This window comes from Streptococcus sp. Marseille-Q6488 (assembly GCF_946902925.1).
Classification (GTDB): Bacteria; Bacillota; Bacilli; order Lactobacillales; family Streptococcaceae; genus Streptococcus.
The window spans coordinates 163,252-181,807 of record NZ_CAMPPZ010000009.1; the positions used below are offsets into that span (position 1 = coordinate 163,252).

21 protein-coding genes are annotated in these 18,556 nt (G+C 39.5%); 17 read left to right on the forward strand and 4 right to left on the reverse strand.

Annotation, left to right across the window (positions count from 1 at the left end; all coding sequences use genetic code 11):
- Positions 1 to 83 precede the first annotated feature (83 nt).
- On the forward strand, positions 84 to 938 hold the full coding sequence (locus OVN23_RS05375; RefSeq protein ID WP_267240765.1) for a helix-turn-helix domain-containing protein: 855 nt from the start codon (positions 84 to 86) through the stop codon (positions 936 to 938).
- Between the two features lie 107 nt (positions 939 to 1,045).
- On the opposite strand, the gene OVN23_RS05380 is transcribed toward OVN23_RS05375, so the two are convergent.
- From OVN23_RS05380 to OVN23_RS05390, 3 genes are read right to left on the reverse strand one after another with little or no spacing between them, the layout of a single operon-like run.
- Positions 1,046 to 1,813, reverse strand: a complete 768-nt coding sequence (locus tag OVN23_RS05380; protein ID WP_267240766.1) for a hypothetical protein — start codon at positions 1,811 to 1,813, stop codon at positions 1,046 to 1,048.
- Positions 1,814 to 1,829: 16 nt separating this feature from the next.
- Positions 1,830 to 2,525 (reverse strand): ABC transporter ATP-binding protein, encoded by a 696-nt coding sequence (locus tag OVN23_RS05385; RefSeq protein WP_267240767.1) that lies wholly within the window; start codon positions 2,523 to 2,525, stop codon positions 1,830 to 1,832.
- A gap of 4 nt (positions 2,526 to 2,529) precedes the next feature.
- Positions 2,530 to 2,895, reverse strand: a complete 366-nt coding sequence (locus tag OVN23_RS05390) for a GntR family transcriptional regulator (RefSeq protein WP_000119147.1) — start codon at positions 2,893 to 2,895, stop codon at positions 2,530 to 2,532.
- Between the two features lie 139 nt (positions 2,896 to 3,034).
- Between OVN23_RS05390 and nrdR the strand changes: the two genes are divergently transcribed.
- From nrdR to OVN23_RS05420, 6 genes are all read left to right on the forward strand, one after another.
- Entirely contained in the window at positions 3,035 to 3,508 is a 474-nt protein-coding gene (gene nrdR, locus OVN23_RS05395) for a transcriptional regulator NrdR (RefSeq protein ID WP_001203672.1), read from the forward strand.
- Positions 3,509 to 4,678 carry a replication initiation and membrane attachment family protein gene (locus OVN23_RS05400; RefSeq protein ID WP_267240770.1) on the forward strand — a complete coding sequence of 390 codons (1,170 nt, stop codon included), beginning with the start codon at positions 3,509 to 3,511 and terminating at the stop codon, positions 4,676 to 4,678.
- Positions 4,679 to 5,575, forward strand: a complete 897-nt coding sequence (gene dnaI / locus OVN23_RS05405; RefSeq protein ID WP_267240771.1) for a primosomal protein DnaI — start codon at positions 4,679 to 4,681, stop codon at positions 5,573 to 5,575.
- Complete coding sequence (locus OVN23_RS05410; RefSeq protein ID WP_267240772.1) at positions 5,572 to 6,285, forward strand: NADPH-dependent oxidoreductase; 714 nt, start codon at positions 5,572 to 5,574, stop codon at positions 6,283 to 6,285. The genes dnaI and OVN23_RS05410 overlap by 4 nt, the downstream gene beginning before the upstream one ends.
- Positions 6,286 to 6,298: 13 nt before the next feature.
- Positions 6,299 to 7,609 (forward strand): ribosome biogenesis GTPase Der, encoded by a 1,311-nt coding sequence (der, locus tag OVN23_RS05415; RefSeq protein ID WP_001207696.1) that lies wholly within the window; start codon positions 6,299 to 6,301, stop codon positions 7,607 to 7,609.
- Positions 7,610 to 7,690: 81 nt separating this feature from the next.
- The gene (locus OVN23_RS05420) at positions 7,691 to 8,041 is read left to right on the forward strand and encodes a hypothetical protein (protein WP_054367326.1); all 351 of its coding nucleotides are present in this window, start codon (positions 7,691 to 7,693) and stop codon (positions 8,039 to 8,041) included.
- Positions 8,042 to 8,262: 221 nt separating this feature from the next.
- Here OVN23_RS05420 and rgg1518 read toward each other — a convergent pair whose 3' ends face one another.
- Entirely contained in the window at positions 8,263 to 9,114 is an 852-nt protein-coding gene (rgg1518, locus tag OVN23_RS05425) for an Rgg/GadR/MutR family transcriptional regulator Rgg1518 (protein WP_050973728.1), read from the reverse strand.
- 336 nt (positions 9,115 to 9,450) lie between these two features.
- Here rgg1518 and OVN23_RS05430 point away from each other — a divergent pair, with 336 nt between their 5' ends.
- The 10 genes from OVN23_RS05430 (at position 9,451) to alr (ending at position 18,549) form a co-directional block, all read left to right on the forward strand.
- A complete protein-coding gene (locus tag OVN23_RS05430; RefSeq protein ID WP_000850412.1) occupies positions 9,451 to 9,843 on the forward strand; it encodes a hypothetical protein in 393 nt (130 codons plus the stop codon).
- A gap of 21 nt (positions 9,844 to 9,864) precedes the next feature.
- Positions 9,865 to 10,656 carry a hypothetical protein gene (locus tag OVN23_RS05435; RefSeq protein ID WP_000701267.1) on the forward strand — a complete coding sequence of 264 codons (792 nt, stop codon included), beginning with the start codon at positions 9,865 to 9,867 and terminating at the stop codon, positions 10,654 to 10,656.
- On the forward strand, positions 10,649 to 11,290 hold the full coding sequence (locus tag OVN23_RS05440) for a hypothetical protein (RefSeq protein WP_000475785.1): 642 nt from the start codon (positions 10,649 to 10,651) through the stop codon (positions 11,288 to 11,290). The genes OVN23_RS05435 and OVN23_RS05440 overlap by 8 nt, the downstream gene beginning before the upstream one ends.
- 3 nt (positions 11,291 to 11,293) lie before the next feature.
- Complete coding sequence (locus tag OVN23_RS05445) at positions 11,294 to 11,944, forward strand: ATP-binding cassette domain-containing protein (RefSeq protein ID WP_267240774.1); 651 nt, start codon at positions 11,294 to 11,296, stop codon at positions 11,942 to 11,944.
- Positions 11,945 to 11,954: 10 nt separating this feature from the next.
- A complete protein-coding gene (locus tag OVN23_RS05450) occupies positions 11,955 to 12,245 on the forward strand; it encodes a hypothetical protein (protein WP_000940698.1) in 291 nt (96 codons plus the stop codon).
- A 145-nt stretch (positions 12,246 to 12,390) separates the two neighbouring features.
- On the forward strand, positions 12,391 to 14,904 hold the full coding sequence (secA, locus tag OVN23_RS05455) for a preprotein translocase subunit SecA (RefSeq protein WP_267240775.1): 2,514 nt from the start codon (positions 12,391 to 12,393) through the stop codon (positions 14,902 to 14,904).
- A gap of 80 nt (positions 14,905 to 14,984) precedes the next feature.
- A complete protein-coding gene (locus OVN23_RS05460; protein WP_267240776.1) occupies positions 14,985 to 16,016 on the forward strand; it encodes a 3-deoxy-7-phosphoheptulonate synthase in 1,032 nt (343 codons plus the stop codon).
- Position 16,017: 1 nt separating this feature from the next.
- The gene (locus OVN23_RS05465; protein WP_050222442.1) at positions 16,018 to 17,049 is read left to right on the forward strand and encodes a 3-deoxy-7-phosphoheptulonate synthase; all 1,032 of its coding nucleotides are present in this window, start codon (positions 16,018 to 16,020) and stop codon (positions 17,047 to 17,049) included.
- Positions 17,050 to 17,093: 44 nt separating this feature from the next.
- Positions 17,094 to 17,456 carry a holo-ACP synthase gene (gene acpS / locus OVN23_RS05470; RefSeq protein ID WP_000635003.1) on the forward strand — a complete coding sequence of 121 codons (363 nt, stop codon included), beginning with the start codon at positions 17,094 to 17,096 and terminating at the stop codon, positions 17,454 to 17,456.
- Entirely contained in the window at positions 17,446 to 18,549 is a 1,104-nt protein-coding gene (gene alr, locus OVN23_RS05475) for an alanine racemase (protein ID WP_267240777.1), read from the forward strand. The genes acpS and alr overlap by 11 nt, the downstream gene beginning before the upstream one ends.
- The last annotated feature ends 7 nt before the right edge of the window (positions 18,550 to 18,556 follow it).

Here is an 18,556-nt window from a genome sequence, read left to right on the forward strand (position 1 = left end):
TCTGTTTTATTTTTGTATAATCATAATCATATCACAAATAAAAAAACAGGTTTTATTTTTTGCAGAAATGGAAGAGGAATACTATGGAAAATTTTGGAGCAGTTTTAAAGGATATCCGTATTTCAAAAAATTTTCGTCTTAAAGATTTGGCTTGTGATAAGATTAGTGAGTCAACTATTTCTCGTTTCGAAAATGGGATTACAAAATTATCTATTGATCATTTTTACATGTTGTTAAATCGCCTGGGGATATCATTTTCGGAATTTGAAGAATTAGTTCATTGCTATTATTCCAAAAAAGAATGCTTTTTTGAAGAATTAGAACATGCTGTAAACTCTTCAGATATCATTTTGTTACAAGAACTAATAAAGAAAATAGAGCTAAAACAAAAGCAGGAAAAAACTCTATGCAATTGTCACATAAAATTGATTGCTGAACAACAGATTAACCGGCTTGCAAATCTTCCTTATAATGCCTCTAAATGTAATGAGCTAATCAAGTATTTGCTTTCTGTAGATAATTGGATGGAGTATGAACTGAAAATTTTCTATAATTCGGTGTTTTTTATGAATACTAAGACCATAAGCTTACTATATAGAGCGGTAATCAAGAAAACACGACATTTTTTAAAAACAGATATGGGAACACATAGAGTAATTCCTTTATATTTATTTAATTTAGAATTACTATTAAAAAATAATTTGTTAGATAGCGCTCAATTTTTTATAGATGATTTAGAAAATTTACTGACCAGACAAGGATATTATTTTGAAAAGACTTATTTGCTTTTTTTAAAAGGTATTTATCTCATAAAAACGAATCAAGTAGAGTTAGGTAAAAAAGAATGTTCCAAAGCTATGAGAATATGTAAGGAATATAATGATAGTGTCACAATAGAGAAATTAAACAAGACCTTTAAATCAGATTTTATCATTTAATTGGTTAGAAGGATTCGTTTGTAAAATAAAGTTAGATAGAAAATGATATAAAAGAAAAAGGATAGCCTCTCTGTGATGAGATGTTATCCTTTTTGATTGTTATGAAACTATTGCAAATTAACCTTGTTTCTCAAGATGTAGTAGGTTCCGAGGTAAAAGATAGCTATGAAAATGAGTTCTTCAACAATGCCTACGCTTGCTCCCATATAGAAATTATCATTAAATCCTGCAAATGAACTGACATAGAAATTAGTACTAGTGTTGAAGAAGAGTTCAATAAATCCAATGACGATTTTGATACCAATGTAGGCTACAACAGCAAGTGCAGTACGATATTCGTTGAAAAGTTGTCCAATGGAAATGGCTAAGTAGATGCAGAGGATTTCTGAAATGGTATTTAGTAGGAAGGATACCCCCATAAGAGAGAGTTGAGGAAGGTATGTTCCTGCAAGTGGAATCAAGTCAGAAGTTGCAAACCAATTTGGAGCTGTTAAGGTCAAAATAACAAAAGCACTTAGAGCCAGTATAGCCGAGCTAAGTATAGACCAGATGAAGGCTCCGACTAATTTGGCTGTGATGATATAGTGCTCAGAAACTGGCAAGGTCAAAGTCAGATAGCCTTGTCGGTCATAGACACTACCTTTAAAGCGTTTAATGATTAAGAAAAGAGTTGAAATTCCAAGTGTAATCATCAAGCCACCAAAGACGAGGGCTAGAAAAATAAGTAAAACAGGTTGACTTTCTTTGACAGGCAGATTGTTATAGGTCTGTGCTTGTATCCCGATAAGGGCAGAAAGGACTAGCACAGCAGCGTAGAGGGCTAAATACCACTTGTTAACATTTTTAAATTCGTAGCGAACTAAATTCCAAAACATAAATAATCTCCTTTGCTTAAGCCTTAAATTCCTGACGGAAGAGTTGGTCAATGGATTCACCCGACTCATAGCGAATATCGTCTACATTGCCTTGACGAACGACTTTTCCGTCTTTGAGGAAGACAATTTCATCCAAGATTGGCTCGATATCTGAAATCAAGTGGGTAGAAATCAAAACGGTAGAAGTTGGGGAGTAATTGTTGATAATGGTATTGAGGATATAATCACGGGCTGCTGGATCCACCCCACCAATGGGTTCGTCCAAAACGTAGAGACGAGCATCACGGCTCATAACCAAAATCAGTTGGACCTTTTCCTTGTTCCCTTTTGATAGTTTCTTGAGACGACTATTTTCATCAATGCTCAGGTCTGCAAGTAGATGATGGGCGCGTTCAAGATTGAAATCTTTATAGAAGGTCTTGAAGTAGGTTAGGGCTTCTTTGACCTTCATTTGCTCATTGAGATAGGTCGTATCCGGCAAATAAGCTACGATAGCCTTGGTTGCTGGGCTTGGATCCATGTCGTTGATCAGGACACGTCCTTGATCTGGTTGCAAGAGGCCGTTGATTAGTTTGATCAAGGTTGTTTTTCCTGAGCCGTTTGGACCAAGAAGACCAACGATTTTTCCAGCTGGGATCTCAAGGGAAACATTTTCAAGGGCTGGTGTTGCTCCATATGATTTGGATACATTTTCAAATGCTAGTAATGACATAGGCTTAAACTCCTTTAATATAATCGCCGACTACGCCTGGTAGTTCTTCTTTTTCATAGCCAAAATGGGTCATGGAGGAAACGAAGTGTTCCAATTCTTCTTCCGATAATTGTTTGCGCGATTGGGCGATCAGCTCCTTATCCTCAGTCACAAATCGTCCAGTTGTTCGCTTGCTGTAGACAAATCCTTCTCGTTCAAGGTCTGACAAGGCTCTTTGGATGGTGTTGGGATTGACACCCGCCTCGCTCGCTAGCTCTCTCACGGTTGGAAGTTGTTGATTGGCTTCCAGTGTATGGGAAACAATCTGAAGCTTGATTTTCTCCATAATCTGTAAATAGATGGGTTTTTTGTTGTCAAATGTCCAGGACATCTTGGTCTCCTTTCTTTCATCCTTTTGTATTAATTAAATAATACAACAAAACAAAAAACTTGTCAAGCAAAAAGAAGAATTGTTTTGGGAATTGTTTAAAAAATGGTATAATGAAAAGAAAACGATAAGGAGGGAAAGGATGCGTTGTCCAAAATGTGGGGCTACCAAGTCAAGTGTTATCGATAGTCGCCAAGCAGAAGAAGGGAACACCATTCGTAGAAGACGTGAGTGCGATGAATGCCAGCACCGTTTTACAACCTACGAACGAGTAGAAGAAAGAACCTTAGTGGTTGTTAAAAAAGATGGCACACGGGAACAATTCTCCAGAGATAAAATCTTTAATGGGATTATCCGCTCAGCCCAGAAACGTCCTGTGTCAAGTGATGAAATCAACATGGTAGTCAATCGTATCGAACAGAAACTCCGTGGTCGAAATGAAAATGAAATTCAAAGTGAGGACATTGGTTCACTCGTCATGGAGGAGTTGGCTGAGTTAGATGAGATTACCTATGTGCGTTTTGCCAGTGTCTATCGTAGTTTTAAGGATGTTAGTGAGTTAGAGAGCTTGCTCCAACAAATCACCCAGTCCTCTAAAAAGAAAAAGGAAAGATAAATGAAGCCAATTGACCGTTTTTCTTATCTAAAGAATAATCGGGTGTCGCAAGATACCTCATCTCTGGTACAGTGCTACCTCCCGATTATCGGTCAGGAGGCACTGAGCCTTTATCTTTATACGATTAGTTTTTGGGATAATGGTAGAAAGGAATACCTCTTTTCAAGCATTCTCAATCATCTTAACTTTGGGATGGACAGACTTTTAAAATCTTTGAAAATCTTATCTGCTTTTAATCTCTTGACCCTCTATCAAAAGGGTGATACCTATCAGATAGTTATCCATGCTCCTCTTTCAAGTCAAGATTTCTTGGAGCATCCTGTTTATCGCAGACTTTTGGAGAAAAAGATTGGCGATGCAGCTGTGGAGGATTTGAAAGTTGAGAGTGCTGAGGGAGAAGAAATAGTTGTCTCACTCAATCAAGTCTTTCCAGACTTGGCAGAACTGGGAAGTCAAGAAGACCTTGGTCTCAAGAAGAAAGTGGCCAACGATTTTGACTTGGACCATTTTCGTCAGCTTATGGCTCGAGATGGGCTTCGTTTTGCGGATGAGCAGTCCGATGTCTTAAACCTCTTTGCCATTGCTGAGGAGAAGAAATGGACTTGGTTTGAAACTTATCAATTGGCCAAGTCAACAGCTGTTTCCCAGGTTATTTCAACCAAACGCATGCGGGAAAAAATCGCTCAAAAACCTGTTTCCTCTGACTTTAGTCCTAAGGAAGCAACCATTATCAAGGAAGCCAAAAGTAAAACGGCCTTGCAGTTTTTGGCAGAAATCAAGCAAACACGCAAGGGGACCATTACCCAAACAGAAAGAGAACTCTTGCAACAGATGGCTGGCTTGGGCTTGCTGGATGAAGTCATCAATATCATTCTCTTGTTGACTTTTAATAAGGTAGATTCGGCAAATATCAATGAGAAATATGCCATGAAGGTAGCCAATGACTATGCCTATCAAAAGATTCATTCGGCAGAAGAGGCAGTCTTACGCATCCGTGAGCGAGGGCAGAAGAGTCAGGCTCAAAAAAGCAGTAAACCGAGTCCTACCAAGTCCAATGTACCCAAGTGGAGCAATCCAGATTATAAAAATGAAACCAGCGAGGAAACTCGTCTGGAACTAGAACGTAAGAAACAAGAACTATTAGCTCGATTAGAAAAAGGAGGAGATTAGATGGAAAGTGTCGGAGACGTACTCAAACGTCAACCTAGCCGTTTTCATTATCAAGATTTGGTCCAGAAAATCATGAAGGACCCTGATGTTGCGGCCTTTATCCAGCAAGAAAACCTCAACACAGAGGAATTGAATCGCAGTATCTCCAAATTTAATCAATACATTACCGAGCGTGACAAGTTTCTCCGTGGTGATACGGATTATATTGCCAAAGGCTACAAGCCTATTTTGGTTATGAATCATGGCTATGCGGACGTTTCTTATGAAGAAACTCCTGAACTAATCGCGGCGGAAAAAGAAGCGGCTATTAAGAACCGTCTCAAGTTAATCAATCTGCCAGCCAGTCTCAAGAAAGCTAGTCTGGCTCAAGTAGACTTGGATGATTTGGGTCGCTTGCCAGTTTTTGAAAAGCTATTAGCCTTCGTAGAGCAATATCCAGCTATTCGAAAAGGTCTTTACTTATATGGAGATTTTGGTGTGGGCAAAAGTTTTATGGTGGCTGCCTTAGCCCATGATTTGTCAGAAAAACGTGGTGTTTCCTCCACTCTCCTCCACTATCCTAGCTTTGTTATTGATGTCAAAAATGCTATCGGTGATGGTAATGTCAAGACCTTGGTAGATGAGCTTAAACTGTCTGAAGTCCTGATTTTAGATGACATTGGTGCCGAGCAATCAACAGCTTGGGTGCGTGACGAAATCCTCCAGGTCATTCTCCAATATCGCATGCAGGAAAATTTACCGACCTTTTTCACCTCCAACTTCAACTTTGAAGAATTGGAGCTGCATTTCGCTAAAGGGAAACATGGAAATGACGAAACCTGGGAAGCCAGACGGGTCATGGAACGCATCCGTTATTTGGCTGAGGAGACTCGTTTAGAAGGAGTAAACCGTCGATGACAGAAACGATTAAACTGATGAAAGCTCATAAGTCTGTTCGAAGATTTAAGGAGCAAGCCCTTCCTCAGGAAGACTTGACTGAAATCCTGACAGCGGCCCAAATGGCCTCGTCTTGGAAGAATTTCCAATCCTACTCTGTGATTGTGGTACGAAGTCAAGAAAAGAAAGATGCCTTGTATGAATTGGTGCCTCAAGAAGCTATTCGCCAGTCTGCTGTTTTCCTTCTCTTTGTCGGAGATTTGAACCGAGCAGAAAAGGGAGCACGACTTCATACGGATACCTTCCAACCTCAAGGGGTAGAAGGTCTCTTGATTAGTTCAGTCGATGCGGCTCTTGCTGGTCAAAATGCCCTGCTGGCAGCTGAAAGTTTAGGCTATGGCGGTGTCATTATCGGTTTGGTACGTTACAAGTCAGAAGAAGTGGCAGAGCTTTTTAACCTACCTGACTACACCTATCCTGTCTTTGGGATGGCGCTGGGTCTGCCAAATGAAGAACACGAAGTCAAACCTCGCTTGCCATTGCATCAGGTGGTATTTGAGGAAGAATATCAGGAACAAACAGTTGATGTGATTGAAGCTTATGACCGTGTACAGGCGGACTATGCTGGGGCGCGTGCTACCACAAGCTGGAGTCAGCGTCTAGCAGAACAGTTTGGTCAAGCAGAACCAAGCTCAACTAGAAAAAATCTTGAACAGAAGAAGTTATTGTAGAAAGTGAGAAATTATGGCCCTACCAACTATTGCCATTGTAGGACGTCCCAATGTTGGGAAATCAACCCTATTTAATCGGATCGCTGGTGAGCGAATCTCCATTGTAGAAGATGTCGAAGGAGTGACACGTGACCGTATCTATGCGACGGGTGAGTGGCTCAATCGTTCTTTTAGCATGATTGATACAGGAGGAATCGATGATGTCGATGCTCCTTTCATGGAACAAATCAAGCACCAGGCAGAAATTGCCATGGAAGAAGCAGATGTTATTGTCTTTGTCGTGTCTGGTAAGGAAGGAATTACTGATGCAGACGAATACGTAGCCCGTAAGCTTTATAAGACCCACAAACCAGTTATCCTAGCAGTCAACAAGGTGGACAATCCTGAGATGCGAAATGATATCTATGATTTCTATGCCCTTGGTTTGGGTGAACCACTGCCTATCTCATCTGTTCATGGTATCGGTACAGGGGATGTGCTAGATGCCATCGTAGAAAATCTTCCAAATGAATATGAAGAAGAAAATCCAGATGTCATTAAGTTTAGCTTGATTGGTCGTCCCAATGTTGGAAAATCAAGCTTGATTAACGCTATCTTGGGAGAAGACCGTGTCATTGCCAGTCCAGTTGCTGGAACAACTCGTGACGCCATTGATACCCACTTTACAGATACAGATGGCCAAGAGTTTACCATGATTGATACGGCTGGTATGCGTAAGTCTGGTAAGGTTTATGAAAATACCGAGAAATACTCTGTCATGCGTGCCATGCGTGCTATTGACCGTTCTGATGTGGTCTTGATGGTCATCAATGCGGAAGAAGGCATTCGTGAATACGATAAGCGTATTGCAGGATTTGCCCATGAAGCTGGTAAAGGGATGATTATCGTGGTCAACAAGTGGGATACACTTGAAAAAGACAACCACACCATGAAAAACTGGGAAGAAGATATCCGTGAGCAGTTCCAATACCTGCCTTACGCACCGATTATCTTTGTATCAGCTTTGACCAAGCAACGCCTCCACAAACTTCCTGAGATGATTAAGCAAATCAGCGAAAGTCAAAACACACGTATTCCATCAGCTGTCTTGAACGATGTCATTATGGATGCCATTGCCATTAACCCAACACCGACAGACAAAGGGAAACGCCTTAAGATTTTCTATGCGACTCAAGTGGCAACCAAACCACCAACCTTTGTTATCTTTGTCAACGAAGAAGAACTCATGCACTTTTCTTACCTGCGTTTCTTGGAAAATCAAATCCGCAAGGCCTTTGTCTTTGAGGGAACTCCAATCCATCTCATCGCAAGAAAGCGTAAATAAAAAAGTAGAATCTGGAATGACATTTCCAGATTTTTTTGATATAATAAAATAATAGAAAACGCTATCAAAAAGGAGGTGTCGATGAAACATTTGTTTAAATTTATAATCTTATTTCCCTGGTTTTACTTTTTCAGCTGGATTGAAAAGGATAATAGAGAAAGTAAATTTTTCCCAATTTTTTACTATTTTTACTGGTTTTACATTCCCCTCTATGCTCTTTTTAGCCTTGCTTGGGCAGTTGTTTCAGTTCTGTTTTTCAATATCGTCTTGAGAAATTTGACAGATATCAAGTTATGGGGCATTTGGTTTCTTTTTATTCTGCTAGCTATTGGTCTGAATAGGTTAACTTATTTCTGTTTCAAAAAAATGCTTCGCTTGAGACGAGAACTAGGGAAGTCTAAAGGCGTGAATAAAGGAAGGTGTAGGAACTAAAAAATGACTGTATCTATGATTTGTTTATGGAGCTATAGATACAGTCGTTTTTATTTTAATCGTGAAACCTGAGAGAAGTGTTCGTCTTGTATAGTGGATTGAATATGGAATAATACAATACAACTTATAAAACATTGGTATAAAATGCTTTAGATCCCCTGATTGATTCGTTCACATTCTATTCCAATCTACTACAATAAAACGATAAGAATTATTATAAATTATAGGTTTGAAAAATCATTAATTTCTTTTTCGAGTATTTTAACTAATGACTCTTCTTTGGTTAGTCGTAATAAGGTTATTCCTTTATCAATCAAATCGGAGTTATGTTGTAGTATTCCCAAGCGTACTTGAGAAAATCCAAGAATATCGTATATTTTTAATTCTTCTGCTAATACCAAAAGTTGTAGGGTGATTGTTTCACATTCTTTGAATAAATGATGTTGAAAATATACAGTGGAGAGATTGGCTAAAAAAGATGATAAAAATACTTTTGTTTCTCGGAAGTATTTATATTTCTCGATGGTTTTCATAATTCTATCAATAAGAAGGGGAAGATTTTCAGAAGGAAAGAAAAAGAGAATGGTTCCAAGTAATTTCAAATCACTAATGTACCATGTATCCATAGGTTCAAGATAGTCCCAAATTTCTTCATACAAATCTTTCAAGACGTGGTTGTTTTTGAATCCTTTAGTTCGTAACTCTGTGACAATTTTTGTATGACGATAGATATTTTGAATAGGAACATCGTGATGTGTCTTAAGATATTTTTGACACTTCTCAGTGAGTTCAACCATTTTTCTAGTATCTTGAAAAGTAGACGGATTTTGGCTCTCTACAATAATATCTCGCCTTTCACTAGGATGGTATTCGTTGCATATATACTTGAATTCTGCTAAGCTCATATCAATTTGTTCAAGAAGAAATACCATGTTTTCAAAACTGGGAATAACTTTACCGTGTTCAATATTTGTTAGAGTTGTTCGATGTATGACTTGTCCACATACATCTTGTTGGGTCAATCCTTTTGACTTTCGAATTTCTTTAAAAATTTGTCCATAATCCCATCTCATATTGTTCCTCCTAGGTAAATGTGAATATTTTCTACATTTATAAAAAACGTAGAAAAAGGTGGTATTATTATATCAAAAAGGAGGGAAAAAGTCATGGGCTTTAAAAAATATTTGAAGAATTTACCGAAAAACTCTGGATTTATTATATCTTTGATTTGGAGTTGGATTCAACTTATCTGGTTTGAAACGTGGTTTTGGGGATAAAGAAATTAGAGTCCATACATAATTAAGTAAAGGAGGAATTTGTATGATATACCATCGTTTAGAATAAGTCTATATTTAAAATAGAAGTTATAAGGAATCTTCTTGAATAAAAAATGAAAGGAAACAGAAAAAATGAAAACTAAAAAATTATTGAAAATGGTTATTCCTGTTTTAATGATAAGTGCTGTTGGAACTACTTTCGTAGAAGCAAATCAGATAGGTGCTTTTAGTAATTTTGTTATTACTACCAGTTATAAGAGAACAGGTTATTTGACCAAAGAAAATGAAGGTGCGGAATATATCATGAACTTAAATCCTTGTAGAAATTTACATCCCATGACTGTTAAGCATCGTATAGTAAATTCTAATGGAGAAGCTCGTAGTGGAGAATCGTTAACAACCTGTGGTACTCGTTCAACTCATGGTAATTGGGCAACGGTTGGCTATGTTTATGCAGCAGATATGGCAAGACAAAATTGGTGGGATTTATCAGCTGCCATTTCAGGTAGTTGGTCACCAAATTAATTCGTAAAGTAGGTATAATTTATGAAGATTCCTCTCTTAACTTTGGCAAGGCATAAATTTGTTTATGTCTTGCTTACTTTGCTTTTTCTTGCTTTGGTTTATCGTGATGTTTTGATGACTTATTTCTTTTTTGATATTCATGCGCCCGATCTAGCTAAATTCGATGGACAAGCAATTAAAAATGACTTATTAAAATCAGCATTAGATTTTCGTATTCTCCAGTTCAATCTAGGTTTTTATCAATCATTTATTATTCCAATCATCATTGTTTTGCTAGGTTTTCAATATATTGAGCTGAAAAATAAAGTTTTACGATTGAGTATTGGAAGAGAAGTGAGTTATCAAGGGTTAAAAAGAAAGTTGACTTTTCAACTTGCAAGTATCCCTTGTGTGATATATTTAGTGACTGTGCTGATAATTGCAATTTTAACTTATTTCTTTGGGACTTTTTCTCCTCTTGAATGGAATTCTCTATTTTCTGATGGGAGTAGTTTACAAAGGCTCCTAGATGGAGAGATAACAAGCTATTTGTTCTTTACTTGTGTCCTACTAATCGGTATTTTCATCAATGCAGTCTATTTTTTTAAAATAGTTGATTATTTAGGGAATGTGACTCGTTCGGCAATTGCCTATTTGATGTTTCTTTGGCTTGGTTCTATGATGCTCTATAGTATCTTGCCATACTATATGGTTCCTATGACGAGTTTGATGCAAGCTAGCTATGGGGATGTAAGTTTGATGAGACTCTTTACTCCTTATATCCTTTATATTGTCCCCTATATGGTACTTAAAAAATATGAAGATAATGTTTAAGAACTTTAACAATATTTGGCTAAAGAGAAAGATCGTTTTACTACTTCGTATAGTTCTGATGATGATTTTGATTAACTATCTATTGTCAATAGCGGTTCAAAAGCAGGATGTTTTTCTCTTTTTCAAGAGGGAATTGATTTCAATCTTTTCCTATAATGACTATTCTGAAGCGAATTTAGAAATCCCCAAACTCTTGTTAAATCTTTCGCTTTTCATGGTAGGATGGCTCTCTGTCATTTTACTTGAAACTGATTTGGCAGACCATTACCATCACTTGATCCGCTATCAATCAACCTCCTTTTTCGATTATACAAGGAAACGATTGGTTGTCATCTCTAAATTTTTTATTCAAGATTTATTTGTCTGGTTCCTTGGTTTACTTCCTCTAGGAATTCATTTCAAAACAGTCGCACTTTTCTTTTTACTTGCTCAGTTAATGATCTTGTACTTACTACTGTCTTATCTGATAGCACTTATTAGTGCGGGCGCTGGTTTTTCCTTTTTTCTCTATTTTTTAGCATTTGTGGGACAAGAATGGATGATGGATCATATTGTAACAGTGTATTTAGTACTCTTAAGTTTATTAGTTATGTTGATTGTTAGTCGCTTGGAAGAGAAATTTAAGAAAGGATAAACGATGAGACTTGAAATTATAAATGGACAGAAAATTTATGGGGAAAGACCTATTTTAAATGAGTTGAATCTGGTCTTTCAATCAGGAAATATTTATGGTCTTAAAGGTGATAATGGATCTGGTAAGACAGTTCTTTTAAAGATACTTGCTGGTTATATTAAGCTTGATAAAGGAAAAGTTCTTCAAGATGGGGAAGTCTATGGGATAAAAAATCATTATATTCAGGATGCAGGGGTTTTAATTGAAAAAGTCGAGTTTTTATCTCATTTATCCCTTAGAGAAAATTTGGAATTGTTAAGGTGTTTTTCATCTAAAGTTACGGAAAAAAGAATTGCCGATTGGATCCAATATTATGATTTACAGGAATTTGAAGACGTTGAGTACCGTCATTTATCCTTAGGAACGAAACAAAAAATGGCCTTGATTCAAGCCTTTATTGCCGAACCATCTATACTCTTTCTCGATGAACCTATGAATGCTTTAGATGAGAAGAGTGTGAGGTTAACCAAACAGGTCATTTTATCTTACCTGAAAAAAGAAAATAGTCTGGTTATCCTGACGTCACACATATCGGAAGATATTTCAGATCTTTGTACAGATGTATTAGTTGTCGAAAACGGACATATACAATATATAAAGGATATACAATCCTAGGAGGTAGCTTATGGCACATCTAAAATCATTTATTACACGCTATTCTAAGGTCTATATTGGTTTAGTTCTGTTGATCTGGATTGCTTTCTTCTTTCTTCCTTGGGGCAGTCCGATTCTGGGGGGGAAGATTGACCTCTTCAGCATACAGAAAGTCTTGCTAGTTTTTGGAATTCTGTCGATTTTGATGGCCTTGCTGTCCAAGAAAGTCAGTCTCTTTGTTTTTGGATTGATCTGCTGTTTTTCTCTTTGGATAAATCTATTTATCCTATTTGCGATTTTGCCGATTTTTGTTGGCAATTAAAGCATCATAAAAGTCAGAGAGGTTAGCTTGGAAACTAGCCTCTTTTTCCTTTTCAAAATGGGGATTCTTCCTTGAAAATAATCAGTAATTGTGCTAAAATTAAAAGAACATTCTAAAATATTCGGAATTTAAAGTAAGGAAAAACATGGCTAATATTTTAAAAACAATTATCGAAAATGATAAAGGAGAAATCCGTCGTCTGGAAAAGATGGCTGACAAGGTTTTCAAATACGAAGACCAAATGGCTGCTTTGACAGATGACCAACTAAAAGCAAAAACAGTTGAATTTAAAGAACGTTATCAAAATGGAGAATCGCTGGATTCATTGCTTTATGAAGCATTTGCGGTTGTCCGTGAGGGTGCCAAACGTGTCCTAGGTCTCTTCCCATATAAGGTTCAGGTCATGGGGGGAATCGTTCTTCACCATGGTGACGTGCCAGAAATGCGTACAGGGGAAGGGAAAACCTTGACTGCGACTATGCCCGTATACCTCAATGCCCTTTCAGGTAAAGGGGTTCACGTAGTTACGGTCAATGAATACTTGTCAGAACGTGATGCGACTGAGATGGGTGAATTGTACTCATGGCTTGGTTTGTCAGTAGGGATTAACTTGGCTGCCAAATCTCCAATGGAGAAAAAAGAAGCCTATGAGTGTGATATTACTTACTCAACCAACTCAGAAATCGGATTTGACTACCTTCGTGACAACATGGTCGTTCGCGCTGAAAACATGGTACAACGTCCGCTCAACTATGCCTTGGTCGATGAGGTTGACTCTATCTTGATTGACGAGGCTCGTACACCATTGATTGTATCAGGTGCTAACGCAGTTGAAACTAGTCAGCTCTACCATATGGCAGACCACTATGTAAAATCTTTGGACAAAGACGACTACATCATCGATGTGCAGTCTAAGACTATTGGTTTGTCTGATTCAGGGATTGACAAGGCTGAAAGCTACTTCAAGCTTGAAAACCTCTATGACATCGAAAACGTAGCTCTGACTCACTTTATCGATAATGCCCTTCGTGCTAACTACATCATGCTTCTCGATATTGACTATGTGGTGAGCGAAGAGCAAGAAATCTTGATTGTCGACCAATTTACAGGTCGTACCATGGAAGGTCGTCGTTATTCTGATGGATTGCACCAAGCTATTGAAGCTAAAGAAGGTGTGCCAATCCAGGATGAAACCAAGACATCTGCCTCAATCACTTACCAAAACCTTTTCCGTATGTACAAGAAATTGTCAGGTATGACGGGTACAGGTAAGACTGAGGAAGAAGAATTCCGTGAAATCTACAACATTCGTGTGATTCCAATCCCAACAAACCGCCCTGTTCAACGTATTGACCACTCAGACCTTCTTTATGCAAGTATCGAGGCTAAGTTTAAGGCGGTTGTCGAAGACGTTAAGGCTCGTTACCAAAAAGGTCAGCCTGTCTTGGTTGGTACAGTAGCGGTTGAAACTAGTGACTACATTTCTAAGAAATTAGTCGCAGCTGGCGTTCCTCACGAAGTCTTGAATGCCAAAAACCACTATAGAGAAGCCCAAATCATCATGAATGCTGGTCAACGTGGTGCTGTTACTATCGCAACCAACATGGCCGGTCGTGGTACCGACATCAAGCTTGGTGAAGGGGTTCGCGAATTAGGTGGACTTTGTGTGATTGGTACAGAACGTCATGAAAGTCGTCGTATCGATAACCAGCTTCGTGGACGTTCAGGTCGTCAAGGAGACCCAGGTGAGTCACAATTCTACCTATCTCTTGAAGATGATTTGATGAAACGTTTTGGTTCTGAACGCTTGAAGGGAATCTTTGAACGTCTCAACATGTCTGAAGAGGCGATTGAGTCTCGTATGTTGACGCGTCAGGTTGAGGCAGCGCAAAAACGTGTCGAAGGAAATAACTACGATACTCGTAAACAAGTCCTTCAATACGATGATGTCATGCGTGAACAACGTGAGATTATCTACGCTCAACGTTACGACGTTATCACTGCAGATCGTGACTTGGCACCTGAAATTCAGGCTATGATCAAACGCACGATTGGTCGTGTCGTTGATGGTCATGCGCGTGCAAAACAAGATGAAAAACTAGAAGCAATTTTGAACTTTGCTAAGTACAACTTGCTTCCAGAAGATTCTATTACGATGGAAGACTTGTCAGGCTTGTCTGATAAGGCCATCAAGGAAGAGCTCTTCCAACGTGCATTGCAAGTTTACGATAGTCAGGTTTCAAAACTACGCGATGAAGAAGCAGTCAAAGAATTCCAAAAAGTTTTGATTCTACGAGTGGTAGATAACAAGTGGACAGATCATATCGATGCCCTTGATCAATTGCGTAACGCGGTTGGACTTCGTGGCTATGCTCAGAACAACCCTGTTGTTGAGTATCAGGCAGAAGGTTTCCGTATGTTTAATGACATGATTGGTTCGATTGAGTTTGATGTGACACGCTTGATGATGAAAGCACAAATTCATGAACAAGAAAGACCACAGGCAGAACGCCATATCAGTACAACAGCGACTCGCAATATCGCTGCCCACCAAGCAAATATGCCAGAAGATTTGGATTTGAGCCAGATTGGACGGAATGAACTTTGCCCATGTGGTTCTGGTAAGAAGTTTAAAAACTGTCACGGTAAAAGACAATAAAATGAGATAGTTTAGAGACGGATACCTTGTGAAAAGTAAATTTTTACTTGGTATCCGTTTGCTTTATAAGGAGATGAGTTATGGTATTTACAGCAAAAAGTCCTAAAATAAATATTGAAGAAGTTCGTGCCTTGTCAAAATTAGAAGGTCAGGCTTTGGAGAGAAAATCACAGCGTGATCAAGAGCTAGAAGCCATTATACGTGGAGAAGACCAGCGAATTCTCTTGGTAATCGGGCCATGCTCATCTGACAATGAAGAAGCTGTCCTTGAGTACGCTAAGCGTTTGGCAGCTTTGCAAGAAGAAGTAGCAGACAGTATCTTTATGGTTATGCGTGTTTATACTGCCAAACCCCGTACCAACGGAGATGGTTATAAGGGCTTGATTCACCAGCCTAATGCGACAGAAGCCCCTAGCCTCATCAACGGAATCAAAGCCGTGCGCCATCTTCATTATCGTGTCATCACGGAAACAGGTATGACGACTGCTGATGAAATGCTTTATCCTGAAAATCTGCCGCTTGTAGATGATTTGATTTCTTACATGGCAGTTGGTGCCCGTTCAGTTGAAGACCAGCAACACCGCTTTGTGGCAAGTGGGGCAGGGTTTTCAACAGGGTTTAAAAATCCAACATCTGGAAATCTCAATGTTATGTTTAATGGGATTTATGCTGCTCAAAACAAACAAAGTTTCCTTTTCCTAGGAAAAGAAGTGGAAACAACTGGGAACCCGCTTTCGCACGCCATTCTTCGCGGTGCTCTTAATGAATATGGAAAAAATATTCCCAACTACTATTATGACAATTTAATTGACACCATTGCCCAGTATGAGAAAATGGGCTTGGAAAATCCTTTTATCATCATTGATACCAATCATGACAATTCTGGCAAGCAGTATATGGAACAGATCCGAATTGTCCGCCAGACCTTGATTAACCGTGCTTGGAATGAAAAAATCAAGCAGTTCGTTCGTGGTTTTATGATTGAGTCTTATCTGGAAGATGGTCGACAAAATGAGCCAGAAGTATTTGGCAAGTCTATCACAGACCCTTGCCTGGGTTGGGATAACACAGAAGCCCTTGTCAGAGAAATTTACAAAACGTTAGGAGAATAAGATGGCATTTATTGAAAAAGGTCAAGAAATCGATATGGAAGTCATCAAGGCTGAAACCCAATTGTCTGCGGAAGCCTTGAGACTCAAGGAAAGCCGTGATAGAGAATTGGCAGACATTATTTCAGGGGAAGATGACCGTATTCTCTTGGTGATTGGTCCTTGCTCTTCTGATAATGAAGAGGCTGTCTTGGAATATGCTCGACGTTTATCCGCCTTGCAAAAGAGGGTAGCGGACAAGATTTTCATGGTTATGCGCGTGTATACTGCTAAGCCTCGTACTAACGGAGACGGCTATAAAGGGTTGGTTCACCAGCCAGATACTTCTAAGGCTCCAAGCCTGATTAACGGTTTGCAGGCTGTGCGCCAGTTGCACTACCGCGTGATTACAGAGACTGGTTTGACGACGGCAGATGAGATGCTTTATCCGTCAAATCTAATCTTGGTGGATGACTTGGTCAGCTACCATGCTGTTGGAGCTCGTTCTGTGGAAGACCAAGAGCACCGTTTTGTGGCTTCTGGGATTGATGCACCAGTAGGGATGAAAAATCCAACCTCTGGAAATTTGGGTGTTATGTTTAATGCCATCTATGCTGCTCAAAACAAGCAAACCTTCCTTTATCATGGGCAGGAAGTTGAGACTTCAGGTAATCCTTTATCCCATGTCATCCTCCGTGGAGCAGTTAACGAGTATGGCAATTATATGCCGAATTACTACTATGAAAACCTACTCCAAGCCATTGAACGCTATGAGACAATGGGACTTGAAAATCCTTTTATCCTCATCGACACCAACCATGATAACTCAGGCAAGCAGTATATGGAGCAGATTCGAATTGTTCGCCAGACCTTGCAAAATCGTGATTGGAATGAGAAAATTAAAAAGACAGTTCGAGGATTTATGATTGAATCTTACCTAGCAGATGGTCGTCAAAACCAACCAGAGGTCTTTGGTTGCTCTATTACTGACCCTTGCCTAGGTTGGGAAAATACAGAGGCCTTGGTAGAAGAGATTTATGCTACCTTGACAAAATAAGTGAAAAGGATGGAGTTGGGGAATCTCAACTCCTTTTGATGAGAATGATAGTTGGACACGGAATTGACATCGAAGAATTGGCTTCGATAGAAAGTGCAGTTACACGACATGAAGGATTTGCCAAGCGCGTGCTGACAGCCAAGGAAATGGAACGGTTTAACAGTCTTAAAGGGCGCAGGCAAATCGAATATTTGGCTGGTCGCTGGTCGGCTAAGGAGGCCTTTTCCAAGGCTATGGGAACTGGTATTGGAAAACTCGGTTTTCAGGATTTGGAAGTCTTGAATAATGAACGCGGGGCGCCTTATTTTAGTCAGGCACCATTTTCAGGAAAGATTTGGCTGTCTATCAGCCACACAGATCAGTTTGTGACAGCCAGTGTCATTTTGGAGGAAAATCATGAAAGCTAGTCCACATAGACCAACCAAGGCTCTGATTCATCTGGGAGCTATTCGACAAAATATTCAGCAAATGGGGGCTCATATCCCTCAAGGAACGCTCAAGTGGGCAGTGGTCAAGGCCAATGCTTATGGTCATGGAGCTGTTGCTGTTGCGACGGCTATTCAAGATGATGTTGATGGCTTTTGCGTTTCCAATATCGATGAAGCCATTGAACTCAGACAAGCTGGACTCAGCAAGCCAATCCTCATTTTAGGAGTTTCTGAACTAGAAGTTGTTTCTCTTGCTAAAGAATATGACATTACCTTGACGGTGGCTGGACTGGAGTGGATTCAAGCACTTTTAGATAAGGAAGCGGACCTAACTGGATTGACAGTTCACCTCAAGATTGACTCAGGCATGGGACGGATTGGTTTTAGAGAGACTAGTGAGGCTGAGCAGGCTCAAGACTTGCTCAGACAACACGGTGCTGGTGTTGAAGGAATCTTTACCCACTTTGCTACTGCAGATGAGGAATCAAATGCCTACTTTAATGAACAGTTAGAACGGTTTAAAACTATTTTGGCCAGTATGAAAGGTCTTCCAGAGCTGATCCATGCCAGCAATTCTGCAACGACTCTTTGGCATTCAGAGACTATTTTCAATGCGGTTCGTATGGGAGATGCCATGTATGGTTTAAACCCAAGCGGAGATGTCTTGGATTTGCCTTATGATTTGATACCGGCCTTGACCTTGGAGTCGGCTCTGATCCATGTCAAGATAGTTCCAGCTGGAGCTTGCATGGGTTACGGGGCGACATATCAAGCGGATAGTGAGCAAGTCATCGCGACGGTACCAATTGGCTATGCGGATGGTTGGACACGAGATATGCAAAATTTCTCTGTCTTGGTAGATGGCCAAGCTTGCCCAATTGTCGGCAGGGTTTCGATGGACCAAATCACCATTCGTCTGCCTAAGCCTTACCCACTCGGAACTAAGGTAACCTTGATTGGCTCCAACGGTGACAAGGAAATCACTGCAACTCAGGTAGCTGCCTACCGCGGAACCATTAACTATGAGGTGGTTTGTCTCCTCAGCGACCGCATTCCGAGAGAATATTATTAGAAAAGAA

Coding starts and splice junctions, on each gene's coding strand:
- der (WP_001207696.1), top strand. CDS start 6,299: ATGGCCCTACCAACTATTGCCATTGTAGGACGTCCCAATGTTGGGAAA.
- OVN23_RS05460 (WP_267240776.1), top strand. CDS start 14,985: ATGGTATTTACAGCAAAAAGTCCTAAAATAAATATTGAAGAAGTTCGT.
- alr (WP_267240777.1), top strand. CDS start 17,446: ATGAAAGCTAGTCCACATAGACCAACCAAGGCTCTGATTCATCTGGGA.
- OVN23_RS05410 (WP_267240772.1), top strand. CDS start 5,572: ATGACAGAAACGATTAAACTGATGAAAGCTCATAAGTCTGTTCGAAGA.
- nrdR (WP_001203672.1), top strand. CDS start 3,035: ATGCGTTGTCCAAAATGTGGGGCTACCAAGTCAAGTGTTATCGATAGT.
- rgg1518 (WP_050973728.1), bottom strand. CDS start 9,114: ATGAGATGGGATTATGGACAAATTTTTAAAGAAATTCGAAAGTCAAAA.
- OVN23_RS05445 (WP_267240774.1), top strand. CDS start 11,294: ATGAGACTTGAAATTATAAATGGACAGAAAATTTATGGGGAAAGACCT.
- OVN23_RS05420 (WP_054367326.1), top strand. CDS start 7,691: ATGAAACATTTGTTTAAATTTATAATCTTATTTCCCTGGTTTTACTTT.
- dnaI (WP_267240771.1), top strand. CDS start 4,679: ATGGAAAGTGTCGGAGACGTACTCAAACGTCAACCTAGCCGTTTTCAT.
- secA (WP_267240775.1), top strand. CDS start 12,391: ATGGCTAATATTTTAAAAACAATTATCGAAAATGATAAAGGAGAAATC.
- OVN23_RS05390 (WP_000119147.1), bottom strand. CDS start 2,895: ATGTCCTGGACATTTGACAACAAAAAACCCATCTATTTACAGATTATG.
- OVN23_RS05375 (WP_267240765.1), top strand. CDS start 84: ATGGAAAATTTTGGAGCAGTTTTAAAGGATATCCGTATTTCAAAAAAT.
- OVN23_RS05450 (WP_000940698.1), top strand. CDS start 11,955: ATGGCACATCTAAAATCATTTATTACACGCTATTCTAAGGTCTATATT.
- OVN23_RS05380 (WP_267240766.1), bottom strand. CDS start 1,813: ATGTTTTGGAATTTAGTTCGCTACGAATTTAAAAATGTTAACAAGTGG.
- OVN23_RS05440 (WP_000475785.1), top strand. CDS start 10,649: ATGTTTAAGAACTTTAACAATATTTGGCTAAAGAGAAAGATCGTTTTA.
- acpS (WP_000635003.1), top strand. CDS start 17,094: ATGATAGTTGGACACGGAATTGACATCGAAGAATTGGCTTCGATAGAA.
- OVN23_RS05430 (WP_000850412.1), top strand. CDS start 9,451: ATGAAAACTAAAAAATTATTGAAAATGGTTATTCCTGTTTTAATGATA.
- OVN23_RS05385 (WP_267240767.1), bottom strand. CDS start 2,525: ATGTCATTACTAGCATTTGAAAATGTATCCAAATCATATGGAGCAACA.
- OVN23_RS05465 (WP_050222442.1), top strand. CDS start 16,018: ATGGCATTTATTGAAAAAGGTCAAGAAATCGATATGGAAGTCATCAAG.
- OVN23_RS05400 (WP_267240770.1), top strand. CDS start 3,509: ATGAAGCCAATTGACCGTTTTTCTTATCTAAAGAATAATCGGGTGTCG.
- OVN23_RS05435 (WP_000701267.1), top strand. CDS start 9,865: ATGAAGATTCCTCTCTTAACTTTGGCAAGGCATAAATTTGTTTATGTC.